The organism is Chromatiales bacterium (genome assembly GCA_014762505.1).
In the GTDB taxonomy this organism is placed as follows: domain Bacteria; phylum Pseudomonadota; class Gammaproteobacteria; order SpSt-1174; family SpSt-1174; genus SpSt-1174.
This window is the reverse complement of the sequence record JABURS010000042.1, coordinates 1-14,609: the sequence shown is the minus strand read 5'-3', so window position 1 is coordinate 14,609 and position 14,609 is coordinate 1. Positions and strand designations below refer to the sequence as shown.

The 14,609-nt window shown below is 66.0% G+C and carries 16 protein-coding genes and 1 tRNA gene; 10 read left to right on the top strand and 7 right to left on the bottom strand.

Features of this window, described 5'->3' with window-relative positions:
* Positions 1-3 precede the first annotated feature (3 nt).
* Positions 4-969, bottom strand: coding sequence for a 2-hydroxyacid dehydrogenase (locus tag HUJ28_10465; protein ID MBD3619886.1), 966 nt, complete (start codon positions 967-969; stop codon positions 4-6).
* A 113-nt stretch (positions 970-1,082) separates the two neighbouring features.
* Complete coding sequence (locus tag HUJ28_10460) at positions 1,083-1,763, bottom strand: Bax inhibitor-1/YccA family protein (GenBank protein ID MBD3619885.1); 681 nt, start codon at positions 1,761-1,763, stop codon at positions 1,083-1,085.
* A 126-nt stretch (positions 1,764-1,889) separates the two neighbouring features.
* Here HUJ28_10460 and HUJ28_10455 point away from each other — a divergent pair.
* Both HUJ28_10455 and HUJ28_10450 read left to right on the top strand, forming a co-directional pair.
* Positions 1,890-1,977 (top strand) — tRNA-Ser (locus HUJ28_10455).
* Between the two features lie 240 nt (positions 1,978-2,217).
* A complete protein-coding gene (locus HUJ28_10450; GenBank protein ID MBD3619884.1) occupies positions 2,218-2,808 on the top strand; it encodes a class I SAM-dependent methyltransferase in 591 nt (196 codons plus the stop codon).
* A 45-nt stretch (positions 2,809-2,853) separates the two neighbouring features.
* Here HUJ28_10450 and mnmC read toward each other — a convergent pair whose 3' ends face one another.
* Genes mnmC through HUJ28_10435 form a run of 3 tightly spaced genes read right to left on the bottom strand, consistent with a single transcriptional unit; the run spans position 2,854 to position 6,564 of the window.
* Positions 2,854-4,830, bottom strand: coding sequence for a bifunctional tRNA (5-methylaminomethyl-2-thiouridine)(34)-methyltransferase MnmD/FAD-dependent 5-carboxymethylaminomethyl-2-thiouridine(34) oxidoreductase MnmC (gene mnmC / locus HUJ28_10445; GenBank protein ID MBD3619883.1), 1,977 nt, complete (start codon positions 4,828-4,830; stop codon positions 2,854-2,856).
* A 5-nt stretch (positions 4,831-4,835) separates the two neighbouring features.
* Positions 4,836-5,609, bottom strand: coding sequence for an ABC transporter permease (locus HUJ28_10440; protein ID MBD3619882.1), 774 nt, complete (start codon positions 5,607-5,609; stop codon positions 4,836-4,838).
* A 4-nt stretch (positions 5,610-5,613) separates the two neighbouring features.
* Positions 5,614-6,564, bottom strand: a complete 951-nt coding sequence (locus HUJ28_10435) for an ABC transporter ATP-binding protein (protein ID MBD3619881.1) — start codon at positions 6,562-6,564, stop codon at positions 5,614-5,616.
* A 127-nt stretch (positions 6,565-6,691) separates the two neighbouring features.
* On the opposite strand from HUJ28_10435, the gene HUJ28_10430 reads away from it, so the two are divergent.
* The 3 genes from HUJ28_10430 (at position 6,692) to HUJ28_10420 (ending at position 9,883) form a co-directional block, all read left to right on the top strand.
* On the top strand, positions 6,692-8,077 hold the full coding sequence (locus HUJ28_10430) for a leucyl aminopeptidase family protein (GenBank protein ID MBD3619880.1): 1,386 nt from the start codon (positions 6,692-6,694) through the stop codon (positions 8,075-8,077).
* An 84-nt stretch (positions 8,078-8,161) separates the two neighbouring features.
* Positions 8,162-9,148 carry a tRNA dihydrouridine(20/20a) synthase DusA gene (gene dusA, locus HUJ28_10425; GenBank protein MBD3619879.1) on the top strand — a complete coding sequence of 329 codons (987 nt, stop codon included), beginning with the start codon at positions 8,162-8,164 and terminating at the stop codon, positions 9,146-9,148.
* 36 nt (positions 9,149-9,184) lie between these two features.
* Positions 9,185-9,883 carry an SDR family oxidoreductase gene (locus HUJ28_10420; protein MBD3619878.1) on the top strand — a complete coding sequence of 233 codons (699 nt, stop codon included), beginning with the start codon at positions 9,185-9,187 and terminating at the stop codon, positions 9,881-9,883.
* Positions 9,884-9,886: 3 nt separating this feature from the next.
* Here HUJ28_10420 and HUJ28_10415 read toward each other — a convergent pair whose 3' ends face one another.
* On the bottom strand, positions 9,887-10,267 hold the full coding sequence (locus HUJ28_10415) for a PilZ domain-containing protein (GenBank protein ID MBD3619877.1): 381 nt from the start codon (positions 10,265-10,267) through the stop codon (positions 9,887-9,889).
* A gap of 155 nt (positions 10,268-10,422) precedes the next feature.
* On the opposite strand from HUJ28_10415, the gene crcB reads away from it, so the two are divergent.
* The 4 genes from crcB to HUJ28_10395 all read left to right on the top strand — a co-directional run bounded on the left by crcB (position 10,423) and on the right by HUJ28_10395 (position 13,608).
* Positions 10,423-10,797 (top strand): fluoride efflux transporter CrcB, encoded by a 375-nt coding sequence (gene crcB, locus HUJ28_10410; protein MBD3619876.1) that lies wholly within the window; start codon positions 10,423-10,425, stop codon positions 10,795-10,797.
* Positions 10,794-11,099, top strand: a complete 306-nt coding sequence (locus tag HUJ28_10405) for a DUF190 domain-containing protein (protein MBD3619875.1) — start codon at positions 10,794-10,796, stop codon at positions 11,097-11,099. The genes crcB and HUJ28_10405 overlap by 4 nt, the downstream gene beginning before the upstream one ends.
* A 16-nt stretch (positions 11,100-11,115) precedes the next feature.
* Positions 11,116-12,393, top strand: a complete 1,278-nt coding sequence (gene serS, locus HUJ28_10400) for a serine--tRNA ligase (protein MBD3619874.1) — start codon at positions 11,116-11,118, stop codon at positions 12,391-12,393.
* A gap of 132 nt (positions 12,394-12,525) precedes the next feature.
* Positions 12,526-13,608: a thioredoxin fold domain-containing protein gene (locus HUJ28_10395; protein ID MBD3619873.1), complete on the top strand. Its 1,083-nt coding sequence runs from the start codon at positions 12,526-12,528 to the stop codon at positions 13,606-13,608.
* Between the two features lies 1 nt (position 13,609).
* Here the strand turns inward: HUJ28_10395 and HUJ28_10390 are convergent, their stop codons facing one another.
* Positions 13,610-13,852: a hypothetical protein gene (locus tag HUJ28_10390; protein ID MBD3619872.1), complete on the bottom strand. Its 243-nt coding sequence runs from the start codon at positions 13,850-13,852 to the stop codon at positions 13,610-13,612.
* Positions 13,853-13,993: 141 nt separating this feature from the next.
* On the opposite strand from HUJ28_10390, the gene HUJ28_10385 reads away from it, so the two are divergent.
* Positions 13,994-14,609 (top strand): CZB domain-containing protein (locus tag HUJ28_10385; protein MBD3619871.1); only part of this gene is annotated, 616 nt, incomplete at its 3' end.

Below are 14,609 nucleotides of genomic sequence, written 5' to 3'. Positions count from 1 at the left end.
TCCTCAGTCTGCAGCTGTGACGACGTTGCGTGGGGTGCCGGCCCGGAAGGCGCGGATGTTGTCCGCGATCTGGTCCAGCAGGCGCTGGCGGGCCTCGCGGCTCGCCCAGGCCACGTGTGGCGTGACGATGAGCTGGGGCAGGTCGGCCTCGAGCAGCGGATGCGGCCCGGTCGGGGGTTCGGTCGCCAGCACGTCGATGCCGGCACCCCCCAGGTGCCCGGAGCGCAGGGCGTCGAGCAGGGCCGTCTCGTCCACGATGCCGCCGCGTGCCGTATTGATCAGCAGGGCGCCGGGCTTCATCCGCGCCAGGGCAGCGGCATCGATGAGGTTGCGCGTGGTCTCGGTGAGCGGGCAATGCAGGCTCAGCACGTCGGCCTCGGCCAGCAGATCCTCCAGCGGGATGCGACCCGGGCGGGGCGTCTCACCCGGCCGCTCGGCCACGCGCACGCGCATGCCGAAGGCCTCGCCGAGACGTGCCACGGCTTGGCCCAGTACGCCATGCCCGACGATGCCCAGTGTCGCGCCCTGCAGTTCTGCCATGGGATAGTCCAGCAGACAGAACTGCGAGGAACGCTGCCATTCGCCCCGGCCGAGCGCCAGGCGATAGTCCAGCAATCGCCGGCGCAGGGAAAGCATCAGCGCGAACACGTGCTCGGCCACCGAGGGCGTCCCGTAGTCGCGCACGTTGCAGACGGTGATACCGTGTTCTGCGGCTGCGGCCAGGTCCACGTTGTTGGTGCCGGTGGCGGCCACGCAGATCAGTTCCAGCGAGCGCGCCCGGCCGAGGGTGGCGGCATCGAGCACGACCTTGTTGCTCACCACGATGCGGGCGTCGCGCACGCGGGCCAGCACCTCCTGCGGGCCGGTCTGCTCATGCAGGCGCCAGCCGGGCACGGCGGCCTCGAGTGGCGCGAGATCGATATCGTCGCGCGTCAGGCTGTCGAGGTCGAGAAATACGGCCTGGGTCATGGTGGATCGCCGGTGATCGGGGAGACCGATTGTAACAGCGCGAGAGGAGGGAGACGGAACCAAAAAGAAGGCCCCGCCATGGCGGGGCCTCATGCAGATATTGCGGGTCTTGCTCAGTCGTTGCCGGTGAAGGCGGAGACGAGGTTGAGCAGGTGCAGGAACAGCACGTAGATGTTGGAGAACAGGGCCACGGTCATGGTCACGTAGTTGGTCTCGCCACCGTTCACCATGCGGCTCACGTCGAACAGCATGAAACCGGAGATCAGGATCACCGCGCCGGCAGAGATGGCCAGCGACAGGGCCGGCATCTGGAAGAAGAAGTAATTGCCCAGGATCGCCGCCAGGATGACCAGGGCGCCTACCGTCAGGAAGCCGGAGAGGAAGCTGAAGTCCTTGCGCGTGGTCATCGCGTAGAAGGTGAGGCCGAAGAAGATCAGCGCGGTCAGGCCCAGCGAGGTGGTGACGATCTGGTCGCCATTCGGCAGGCTCAGATAGAAGTTGAGGATCGGGCCGAGGATATAGCCCATGAAGCCGGTCCACAGGAATACCAGCGGCAGCGAGATGGCGCTGTTACGCACGAAGTGGATCAGGATCGGCCCGCCCAGGAACACGCCAAACATCACCCAGATGTTGACCGGTGCGGCGTTGCTGGCCATGGCATAGAGCGCGGTGATCGTCGAGACCAGCAGGGTCATCGACAGCAGCATGAAGGTATTGCGAATGACCTTGTTGATCGCCAGGGCCTGCTGACGGGCCTCGGCATTGGCGCTGTAGGCGACGTTGCGGGATTCCATGGGGGTAAGTCCTCGTTGTTGGTGGTTCTGGATTATCGACCAAGCTACCTTGGCAAGGTTCCGAAGTCCAGACAGGACGCCATTCACTGGCCACTACCGGGGTTTTTCGCTATGCTTCCGCGCTCCGGAGAGGTGGCTGAGTGGTCGAAAGCGGCGGTCTTGAAAACCGTTGAGGCGCAAGCCTCCGTGGGTTCGAATCCCACCCTCTCCGCCACATGATTTCGGGACAAGGCTTCGGCTTGTGCGGTATCCGGCATGCTGCCATACCATCGGGTGGGGTTCGAACCCACGGAATCGATGAAGACGGGCTCGACCGCGAGGGCGGCGGCCCGAGCGACCCCATCCCACCCTCTCCGCCATACATCTGTTCCTCTCCCCACCATATCCATAGAACTCTGCGCTATGCTGGGGGCTCACGTTCGCGAGCGAGGCCCTGCCGATAAGGAATACCCGCATGTGGGATGAACGCTACGCCGATCCCGACTTTGCCTATGGCACCGAGCCAAACGACTTCCTGGTGGAGCAGGCCGGGCTGCTGCCGCAGGGGCCGATACTCTGCCTCGCCGAGGGCGAGGGACGCAATGCCGTCTGGCTGGCGCAACAGGGCCATGCGGTCACCGGCGTCGATGCCTCGGCCGTGGGTCTGGACAAGGCCCGTCGCCTGGCTACGGAGCGAGGGGTGCAGATCGAGACCGTCTGCAGCGACCTGGCGCATTTTCACATCGAGCCGGGTGCCTGGGCCGGTATCGTCTCCATCTTTGCCCACGTGCCGCCTGCGTTGCGTCGCGACCTGCACCGGCGCGTGGTGCACGGCCTGCGTCCGGGCGGGGTGTTGCTGCTCGAGGCCTACACGCCCGAGCAGCTGCGTTACGGCACCGGTGGTCCGCCCGTGGCGGAGATGACCATGCAGATCGCCCTGCTGGAGGAGGAACTGGCCGGCCTGGAATTCGTGACGGCCTGCGAACGCGAGCGCGAGGTCGTCGAAGGCAAGTATCACACCGGCGCCGGACACGTGGTGCAGCTGGTGGCGCGCAAGCCGGGATAGTCTCGGGGCGAGACGCCCTTCAGCACAAGGCAGACGATACCGCGTTTATTTCTCGCGTCGTTTCATGCGTCGGATCAGAAAGCGCCCGGGGTGTATCGCCTCGAGCAGCTCGCGCTCCAGCGGCAGGGGTTCGCCCAGGACCTGCGCGGCGATCACCTCGGCGGTGAGCGGGGCGCCGATCAGCCCCCGCGAGCTGTGGCCGGCGGAGACGTACAGCCCGCTGGCATAGGTCGCCGATGGGTAGCGATCCGGCTTGCGTCCCTTCCACAGGTCGCCGTAATCCGCTTGCAGGCGCGCCGTCTCCGGCACGGCGCCGGCCAGGGGCAGGCGATCGGGTGTGGTGGAGCGCAGGGCGGCTCGACCCGGCAGGGCGTCCCCGTCGATATCCGGCCACCAGTCCGGAAACAGCCGATGCAGCCTGTCCAGGTTGTCCCGGTGATCCCGCGGGCGGACCGCCAGCGCGGTGTCCGCGCGATCATAGGTCGCCCCCAGTACATGCCATCCCGCGATCGCGGGCGTGAGATAGCCCTTGTAGCAGAGTACACAGCGCAGCCTGTCGGTCTCGGCCGTGGCCGGCAGTTCCGTGATCTGGCCGCGCACGGCGACCAGGTCGGCGGCGATATCGGGCAGCAGCGCCGGGGTGTCTGCACCGCTGCAGATGGCCAGCGACGATCCCCGCGCGATCTCCGAGCCCTCTGCATCGCACACCGACCACTGCCCGCCATCTCGTGCCAGCTGTATGGCCTCGCGGTGGCGTATCAGCCTCAGATGGTCGTCGCGGCAGGCGGCGAGCAGGGCCTGGCAGAAACTGCGCGGATCGATCCATCCGCCTTGCGGAAACCACAGCCCGCCTTCGGGCATCTCCTGTCCTGCAAGCGCCGTGGCCTCGGCGGCATCCACCACGCGGGCGAAGGCCGCGGGCAGGGCGCGCCTGGCCACCCGGGCGTGACTGCGGCGTACCGTTTCATGAAAGCCGAGCTGCAGCACGCCCGTAGCCTCCCAGCGCGGTGGGTGGCCGGCGGCCGCGAGCCTGGCCAGCAGGTCCAGCGTGTAGCGGTAGGCCTCGGTGTAGTAGCGGCTGGACAGGCTCTGGTCGGCGGTGAGCTTGGGCATGAGCAGGCCCGCCGGGTTGCCGGAGGCGGCCTGCGCGATGCCGTCCGCGCGCTCGATGAGGGTGACCTGCAGGCCGCGCTGCGTGAGTGCATGGGCGAGGCTGCAGCCGGCGATGCCCGCACCGATGATCACCACGTCTCTCTCATGCACATCACGGGCGGGTGGCGGGTCGAACCAGGGCGTCTGCGTCACGCACTGCGGTGCCGTGTCGATGCCTGCGGTGATCATTTCGCGCTTGCGACCGAAGCCCTGGCGCTTGCTGACCGCGAAGCCGGCGTCCTCGAGCGACCGGCGTACGGCGCTGGCCGCGGTAAAGGTGGCGAGCGTGGCCCCCGGGGCGCTGTGTGCGGCCAGTTGCCTGAAAAGGGCCGGCGTCCACATGGATGCGTTGCGCGCCGGGGCGAAGCCGTCGAGGTACCAGGCGTCCACGCGGCCATCCAGGCGCGCGTAGGCCTCGGCGGCATCGCCAAACAGCAGCATCAGGCGCACGCGCCCGCCGTCCAGCAGCAGGCGGTGAAAGCCCGGCAGCTGCGGCGGATAGTGGGCGAGCAGCTCGGCGGCGAGGCTGGCGAGTTCCGGGAAGCGCGCGAGCGCCTGCGCCAGCTGTTCCGTGGACAGTGGGCTGGCCTCGGCGGAGAGATAGTCGAGGCTGGCCTCGCCTGCGGCGGTCTCTCTCCAGGCCTGCCAGGTGGCGAGAAAGTTGAGGCCGGTACCGAACCCGGTCTCGCCGATGACGAAGTGCCTGCGGTCCAGCCAGCGTGCGGGCAGGTCGTTGCCGGCGAGAAACACGTGACGCGTCTCTGCCAGTCCGTCCCGCGGGGAGTAATAGATGTCGGCGTGGATTTCGGAATAGGGCACGCCGTCGTCGAAGCGCACGATGGGCGGGGCGATGTCCAGCGGGCGCGCCATGACCGTCAGCTGCGGATGCCGTAACCCCTGTTCAGCAGGTGCAGGCTGAACCAGAACAGTGCCGCGATGAAGGCCAGCACGATGCCGTAGGACACCATGACCGGGATGTCGCTGGTGCCGAGTATGCCGTAGCGAAAGGCGTTGATCATGTACAGGATCGGATTGGCCAGCGAGGCGGCCTGCCAGAACTCCGGCAGCATCTTGATCGAGTAGAAGATGCCGCCCAGATAGGTGAGCGGCGTGAGCACGAAGGTGGGGATGATCGAGATGTCATCGAAGCTCTTTGCATACACCCCGTTGATGAAGCCTGCCAGGGCGAACAGCACGGCGGTGAGCACGACGATGGACAGCGTGATGCCGATGTTGTGCACGCTGATGTCGCTGAAGAACAGGGCGACGATGGTGACCATGGCGCCGACGATCAGCCCGCGCGCCACGCCGCCGGTGATGAAGCCGAGCAGGATCAGGTAGTTCGGGATGGGCGAGACGAGCAGCTCCTCGATGTTGTGCTGGAACTTGTGGCCATAGAAGGAGGAGACCACGTTGGCATAGGAGTTGGTGATGATGGCCATCATGATCAGACCGGGGACGATGTAGTCCATGTAGCTGTAGCCGTCCATGTCGCCGATCTGCGAACCGATCAGGTTGCCGAAGATCACGAAATACAGGGCCGTGGTGATGACCGGCGGCAGTATCGTCTGTACCCAGATGCGCGAGAAGCGCAGCACTTCCTTGATGACGATGGTCTTGAACGCCGTGAATTGCTCGCTGAAGGTCATGGGTTCAGTCCTGGGTGATCTGGATGGCGTCGGTGGCCGGCTTGTCGCGGCTGATGAGGTTGATGAACAGCTGCTCCAGGCGATTGGTCTTGTTACGCATGCTCAGAACCTCGATGCCGGACTTCGAGAGTTCCGTGAACAGGCGGTTGACGCTGGTCCCCTTGGTGACGTCCACCTCCAGGGTATGGTCATCGCGCAGACGCAGTTCGTAGCCGGCGATGGAGGGTGCCGCCTCGATCTCGCCATCGATATCCAGCACGAAGGTCTCGCAGTTCAGGCGGTTGAGCAGACGCTTCATGGTGGTGTTCTCGATCAGATGGCCGTGATCGATGATGCCGATGTGGCGGCACAGGCTCTCGGCCTCCTCCAGGTAATGCGTGGTGAGGATGATGGTGGTGCCCTGGCGGTTGATGCGGGCGAGGAATTCCCACATGGAGCGGCGGATCTCGATATCCACGCCGGCAGTCGGCTCGTCGAGGATCAGCAGTTTCGGTTCGTGCACCAGTGCCCGGGCGATCATCAGGCGGCGCTTCATGCCGCCGGAGAGGTTGCGGGCCATCTCCCGACGCTTGTCCCACAGGCCGAGCTGTTTCAGCAGCTGTTCGGCGCGGCGATAGGCCTCCTTGCGCGGGATGCCGTAATAACCGGCCTGGTTGACCACGATCTCCACCACCGGCTCGAAGACGTTGAAGTTGAATTCCTGCGGCACCAGGCCGATCAGGCTCTTTACGGTCTCGCGCTCGCGGATGAGGTCGTGGCCGAAGATGCGCACCTCGCCATCGGTGATGTTCACCAGGGAGGTGATGATGCCGATGGTGGTCGACTTGCCGGCGCCGTTCGGCCCGAGCAGGGCGTAGAAGTCGCCCTGGGGGACTTCCAGGTCGATGCCCTGGACGGCGGTGAAGCCGTTGCCGTAGACCTTGGTCAGGCCCTTGATCGAGAGTGCGGGTGTCATGTCGTCCATCGAACCGATGTGTGGGTGAAAAGGCAACCGGGGTTCGCTTTCGAAGAGGCGGCATTCTACCATAGACCACCCCGGGCCCGCGGCCCGGCAGCCAACCGTTTTCCTCACCGGAGGTCCCATGCTCGACTGTTACGCCCTGGACGATGCCGCTGCAGCCATCCCGCTCATCCCCGTGAGCCGGCATACGCTGGACGCCTGGCTGGAGGCACAGCCGGAGCGGGTGAGGCACTGGGTTGCGGACGCCGGCTTCACTGCCAAGGCGAACAGTCGCTTGCGCCTGCCGGGCGAGGACGGACGCCTGGCCGCGGTGCTGCTCGGTGTGCACGAAGACGGCGACACCTGGGCCTTCGGCGGGGCGGCGGCCAAACTCCCTGCAGGCCTGTACCGCATCACGGCCGACTGGGATGAAGACCGCATGAATCGCGCGGCCATTGCCTGGGGGCTGGGCGCCTATCGCTACGAGCGCTACAAGACATCCAGCCGCGAACAGCCCCGCCTGGTGCTGGGTGGTGATGACGCGCTGGCCGCCGCCGAAACGGTGGTGCGCGCCGTCTACCTGGTGCGCGACCTCATCAATACCCCGGCGGCGGACATGATGCCCGCGGACCTGGCCGCCGCCGCGCACGACCTGGCAGCGGCCTTCGGTGGCGAGGTGCGCGAGATCGTCGGCGAGGACCTGCTGGCCGAGAACTACCCGGCCCTGCATGCCGTGGGCCGGGCCAGTATCCATGCGCCGCGTCTCATCGACCTGCGCTGGGGGGAGGCGGACCATCCGCCGCTCACCCTGGTGGGCAAGGGCGTGTGCTTCGACAGCGGGGGCCTGGACATCAAGCCCGCCGCCGGCATGCGCCAGATGAAAAAGGACATGGGCGGCGCGGCCCACGTGCTGGGCCTCGCGCGGCTCATCATGGCGAGCGGCCTGCCGGTGCGCCTGCGCGTGCTCATCGGTGCGGCGGAAAACGCCATCGCCGGCAATGCCTTCCGTCCCGGCGACGTGCTGCGCACGCGCAAGGGGCTCACCGTCGAAGTGGACAACACCGATGCCGAGGGCAGGCTCGCCATCTGTGATGCCCTGGCCGAGAGTGCGGCCGACGAACCCGAACTGCTGATCGACTTCGCCACCCTCACCGGTGCGGCGCGCGTCGCCCTGGGTACCGAGGTGCCGGCCTTATTCACCAACTCGGACGAGGTCGCCGCCGGCCTGATGCAGGCCAGCATGGCCGAGGACGACCCCATCTGGCGCCTGCCGCTGCACCGACCCTACCGCTCGGAGCTCGACAGCGACATCGCCGACCTCGTCAACTCCGCCGCCGGCGGCTTTGGCGGCGCCATCACCGCCGCACTGTTCCTCGAGCGTTTCATCCCCAGGCACACCGACTGGGTGCACTTCGACGTGATGGCCTGGAACAATCGCGCCCGCCCGGGGCGTCCGAAAGGCGGCGAGGCGATGGGGCTGTATGCGACCTATCGCTATCTGGAAGAACGGTTCCGCCCCAAAGAATAGGCGTCGTTCATTTGTGCTGCGAGGTCTTTGAAAGTCGCTATCACACGGCAATCATCACGTTTTGACTATTCTATTTGTCACCATATGATCACGCTGAACCGCCGCTTCTGTGTCGCCCCCATGATGGACTGGACCGACCGGCACGACCGCTATTTTCTGCGCCTGATCAGCCGGCACGCGGTGCTGTACACGGAGATGGTCACCACGGGGGCGCTGTTGCATGGCGATACGCATCACCTGTTGCGCTTCGACCCGATGGAGCACCCGGTGGCGCTGCAGATCGGCGGCAGCGAACCGGCGGAGATGGCGGCGGCGGCGCGGCTGGGGGAGGAGGCCGGTTACGACGAGATCAACATCAACGTCGGCTGCCCCAGTGAGCGGGTGCAGCGCGGTGCCTTCGGCGCCTGCCTGATGGCCGAACCGGCGCTGGTGGGCGACTGCGTGGCGGCGATGCGCGCGGTGGTGGATGTGCCGGTGACGGTGAAGACCCGCATCGGCATCGACGAGCAGGATTCCTACGAGGCGCTGGTCCACTTCATCGAGACGCTGCGCGCCGCCGGCTGCCAGACCTTCATCGTGCATGCGCGCAAGGCCTGGCTGAAGGGGCTGAGCCCGAAGGAGAACCGCGAGGTGCCGCCGCTGGACTACCCGCGGGTCTATCGTCTCAAGCAGGCATTCCCGGATCTCGAGATCATCATCAACGGCGGTATCGCCACGCTGGATGCATGCGAGGGGCATCTGCGGCACGTCGATGGCGTGATGCTGGGCCGGGAGGCCTACCACAACCCCTATCTGCTGGCCGAGGTCGATCGGCGTCTGTATGGCGACGACCATCCCATCCCGTCGCGACACGAGGTGCTGGAGGCCTTTTACCCCTACCTGGCGCGGGAGCTGGCCGCCGGGGTGCACCTGGGACACATGACGCGCCATATACTCGGTCTGTTCCAGGGGCTGCCCGGTGCGCGCAAGTGGCGCCGGCACCTGAGCGAGAATGCGCACCGTGCCGGCGCGGACCTGGAGGTCGTCCGTCAGGCCGCGGCGCTGGTGCCGCGCCTCGACGAGGCGGCCTGAGCGCGGATAGCGAACCAAACATCAAGGAGGCATGCCATGTCCGAAACCGTCGTCATCACCGGAGCCAACCGTGGTATCGGCCTGGCGTTCGTGCGCCATTATGCGCAGGCCGGCGCGACCGTTTACGCTGGCTGCCGTTCACCGGAGCAGGCCGGCGACCTCGCGTCCCTGGCGGCGGCATCCGGCGGGCGCGTACAGATCCTGCCGCTGGACGTGGTGAACCCGGCACACATCGCCAATCTGCGGGCCGTGCTGGGTGATCGCCCGGTGGACATCCTCCTCAACAATGCCGGCACCTATGGCCAGGACGACGCGCATTTCGGCCATACCGACGAGGAGGCCTGGCTGCGGGCCTTTCGCATCAACACCATCGCGCCGGTGAAGATCGCGGAGGCCCTGGTGGAGAACGTGGCGGCGAGCCGCCGACGGGTGATCGCCTGTCTGTCGAGCAAGATGGGCAGCATCGACGACAACGGCTCGGGCGGCAGCTACGTGTACCGCAGCTCCAAGGTGGCACTCAACATGTGCGTGAAGAGCATGTCCATCGATCTGGCGCCGCGCGGCATCACGGTGGTCGCCTTCCACCCGGGCTGGGTGCTCACCGAGATGGGCGGGCCGAATGCAGAGATCGATGCGGAAACCAGCGTGGCCGGCATGACGGGAGTCATCGAGCAACTGTCGTCGGGCGACAGCGGGAAGTTCCTGGAATACGACGGGCAGGAGATCCCCTGGTAGGAATCAGGCGCTGTCTTCCAGCATCGCGGCGAGGTCGCGGTGCAGCAGTTCCGGATCGCCGAGGTTGAGCTCCACGATGCGGCGCAGGTGCTGCATGCTCTCCAGGTCGATGACGTCGCAGTGCAGCCCCAGGCAGCGGCCCTTGATATTGGCCACGCTCACGTCCATCTGTACCGAGATCTCGGGAGAGAGGGGGAAGCTCAGGTGTCCCTGCTCGCCGATGGTCGCACCGTGATCCGGTGTGTCGAGCTCGATCATGACCCCCTTGAGCGACACGTCGTGGATACGGCCGCTGAGGCTGCGCCCGCCCATCTCGAGGCTGGCGTCGTCCTCGAAGGCGACACGATGGAAATGGCGGCGGGCGGCCGGGTCGCTGTCGGTCATGGCGGATCTCCTGGAGGCTCGATTCAGCCTAGATGAAGAGCGAGGGCAGATCAACGCCAGATCAACGGAAATCCACGCCCGGGCTTTTCCCTCTGCATGGGCCGGGCTACCATGCCTCCAGACCACCATCATGACGAGAACAGGACAACGGGCGGGTGACGCAATTATTGGCCATCGCGGCGGGCGGGGCGCTGGGGGCGCTGATGCGCTTCTGGGTATCCACCGGCATCTATGCCCTGCTGGGACGCGGATTCCCCTGGGGGACCCTGGTCGTGAACGTGGGCGGCTCGCTGCTGATGGGCCTGCTCTCGGCCCTGCTCATCGAGCGCCTGGCGGCCTCGCCGGAATGGCGTGCCGGCCTGCTCATCGGGTTCCTGGGGGCGTTTACCACCTTTTCCACCTTTTCCATGGAGACGCTCAATCTCATCGAGCAGGGCGCGCCGCTGCGTGCCGGGCTCAACATGCTGCTGAGCGTCATGCTCTGCGTGGGGGCCGCCTGGGCGGGCCTGATACTGGGACGACAGCTATGACCCAACCGACCAATGTGACCGTGGCGCGCATCTATGTCACGGAAGGCAAGGGACTGCACCGGCGCATCTTCGAGCGGCTGCATGACGTGGAAAAGGTGCGCGGGGTGACCCTGTTTCGCGGCATCTCGGGCTTCGGCGCCAGCGGCAGGGTGCACTCGGGCGATCTACTCGACATGTCGCTGGACCTCCCGGTGGTGATCGAGTTCTTCGACACCCCGGAGCGGGTGGCGGGCATCGTCGAGCGCCTGGCGGATCTTGTGGCGCCGGGCCATGTGGTAACATTCGCCGCCGAACTTCACTGACCTACGACGACTATCCATGCTCGACCCCAAACGCCTGCGCAACGAACTCGACGAGGTCGCCGCCGCCCTGGCGCGCCGCCAATTCATGCTGGACAAGGCCGCCTTCGAGGCCCTGGAGCAGCGCCGCAAGGACCTGCAGGTCCGCACCCAGGAACTGCAGGCCGAGCGCAACGCACGCTCCAAGGCCATCGGCCAGGCCAAGGCGCGGGGCGAGGACATCGAGCCGCTCAAGTCGGCCGTGTCCGATCTGGGTGAGCAGCTGGCCGAGGTCTCGGCCGGGCTCGATGCGATCCAGGCCGAGCTCGACGAGATCATCATGGGCATTCCCAACATCCCGGACGCCTCGGTGCCCGATGGTGCTTCGGAGGACGACAACGTCGAGATCCGTCGCTGGGGCGAGCCGCCGGTCTTCGATTTCGAGGCCAGGGATCACGTCGACCTGGGCGCGCCCAACGACTGGATGGACTTCGAGGCGGCCGCGAAGCTCACCGGCTCGCGCTTCGTCGTGATGCGCGGCCCCATGGCGCGGCTGCACCGTGCCCTGATCCAGTTCATGCTCGACACCCACACGACCGAGCACGGCTACCAGGAGGTGTACGTCCCCTACCTGGTGAACGCCGACAGCCTGCGTGGTACCGGCCAGCTGCCCAAGTTCGAGGCCGACCTGTTCAAGGTGGGCGACGAGGAAAAACCGTACTACCTCATCCCCACGGCGGAGGTGCCGGTCACCAACCTGATGGCGGACAGCATCGCCGAGGCCGATGCGCTGCCCATCCGCATGACCGCCCACACCCCCTGTTTCCGTTCCGAGGCCGGCGCCTATGGCAAGGACACCCGCGGCCTGATCCGCCAGCACCAGTTCGAGAAGGTGGAGCTGGTGCAGCTGGTGCGCCCGGAGGACTCCTGGGCGGCGCTGGAGGCGCTCACCGGTCATGCCGAGGCCATACTGCAGAAGCTGGGGCTGCCCTACCGCGTCGTGACCCTGTGCACCGGCGATCTCGGCTTTTCCGCGGCCAAGACCTACGACCTGGAGGTCTGGCTGCCGGGGCAGGGCAAGTACCGCGAGATCTCTTCCTGCTCGAACTTCCTCGATTTTCAGGCGCGACGCATGAAGGCGCGCTGGCGCAATCCCGAGACCGGCAAGCCCGAACTCCTGCATACCCTGAACGGCTCCGGTCTGGCCGTGGGCCGCACCCTGGTGGCCATACTCGAGAACTACCAGCAGGCGGACGGGCGGGTCCGTATTCCCGAGGCCCTCAAGCCCTATCTGGGCGGTGCCGACCTGCTGGAATAGACGGCGGCCCGTCCCCGTCTCTTTCCGGCATGACGGCTTGCGTGAATCACTTGCACCAGATCAAGAACCGGCAGACGCGTCTGTGCCATCATCAAATTGCGGGGCTGTGCCCGCATGATTGATCCCGTGCCCATGAAGCCACTGCCACGCCATCGCCGGTTGCTCCTGCCACTGTCTCTTCAGGCTGTGCTGCTGCTGTTGTGCCTCGTCCTTGCCGGCCCGGCAGCGGCCGATTACGAGGACCTGTTCGACCAGCCCTATATCGACGACACCCCCCGCGAGCGCAACGTACAGCACCCGGACTGGTTCAAGCTGAGCTTTCTCGACCTGAGCGAGGACCTGCGGGAGGCCGTGGCCGCCGACAAGTTCGGGATCGCCGTCTACTTCGGGCAGAAGCACTGCGCCTATTGCGAGGCGCTGATGCGGGTCAACTTCGGGCAGGACGACATCGTGCGCTATACCCAGCAGCATTTCGATGTCATTCCCACGGATATCTGGGGCAGTCGCGAGGTGACCGACCTGGAAGGGCAGATCTGGTCTGAGCGCGCGTTCGCCGTACACAAGGGCACCAACTTCACGCCATCCATCATCTTCTATGATCGCGACGGGAAGGAGGCCTTCCGCATGCGCGGTTACTACCCGCCGTACAAGTTCCGCGCGGTGCTGGAATACGTGGTGGAGGGCTATTATCAGCGCGAGAGTTTCCGCGACTATCTGGCCCGCGCCGACCCGCCACCCAAGTTCGACATCGGCGATCTCAACGACGAGCCCTTCTTCGAGGAACCGCCCTACGCGCTGGACCGCTCGCGTTTCCGTGCCGATCGCCCGCTGGTGGTGTTCTTCGAGCAACGCGACTGCCATGCCTGCGACATCCTGCATACCGAACCCCTGAGCGACGACAAGACGCGCGAGATGCTCAGCGAGTTCCGGGTCGTGCAGCTGGACATGTGGTCGGACACGCCGGTGCTCACGCCGGACGGAAAACGCATGACGGCGGAAGACTGGGCCAACGAGCTCGGGATCTTCTACGCACCCACCCTGGTGTTCTTCGACGAGAGGGGCAGGGAGATCATACGGGTCGATGCCGTGGTGCGCCTGTATCGCCTGCAGGGTGTGGTGGAATACGTGCTCTCCAAGGGCTATCTCGAGACGCCGAATTACCAGCGCTGGCGCGAAATGCAGCGCGGCCCCGTGATCCTGCCGCCCGACATCTGAGTCATCGCTGCCCGTCTCCGGGCAACACCCGTTCCCGCAGGCGGCGCAGCATGGGCAAGGCTGCCTCGCCGCGCCGTAGCCATGCCCTGGCCGTGGGCGAGTGACGCAGCAGCACGATCAGCCCGAACAGCATCAGGGGCAGGCCAGTGGGCAGTGGCAGCCAGACGGTCAGCAGACCCGCCAGCAGCAGGCACCCGCCGGACAGGATGGCCGCCCATTTCCACAATCGCGCGACAAGCGTCATCCGCACAATCTATCCGGCTGAGGTGATGGACTGATGACGGAGGGGCGCGCAAGTTCACCCTTTGTCGTGTTATCTGCTAACTTGCAGGGATGGCGGCCCGCGTCGACGGGCCATATGGACCGACGACAAGTCAGAATCTGTATGCCGCAGCAGCCCAGAAGCTTTCTCCAGCCCACTCTGCTCGGGTCCGACCTGTCGGACCACGAGGTGGAACGCCTGGTGGAGGTGCTGACGCGGGCCGAGAGAAACCACCGTGAGTGGCTGCTCCGCCTCAATCGCGAGCTGCTGTGTCGGGGTGATTTCGAAGACGACATCCTGGACGAACGGGCCCACCGGCACTGCCGCTTCGGTCGCTGGTACTACGACGAGGCCTCGGTCATGGTGCGTGGCCAGGAAGACTTCGTCGCCCTGGAGCGACTGCATGCACACATGCACGACCAGGCGCGGGGCCTTGCGCACAACGTGCAGCTGGGGCAGGGTGTGCTGCCTGCCGATTACGACCGCTTCGCCGAGCAGCAGGCGGAGTTCTTCGACACCCTGCAGCGCCTGCGCGACCACATGCGCGACAGCCTGGCGGCCTTCGACAGCCTCACCGGCGCTCGCACCCGCGAGTCCTTCGTGCAGATCATGGAGGCGGAGGCCGAGCGCGTCCGGCGCAGCGGTGTGCCCTGTACGATGGCGCTGATCGACCTGGATCACTTCGGGTATACGGATTTAATGGTTGATGGGGCACCTTCACCCCATCAATCTGATACCA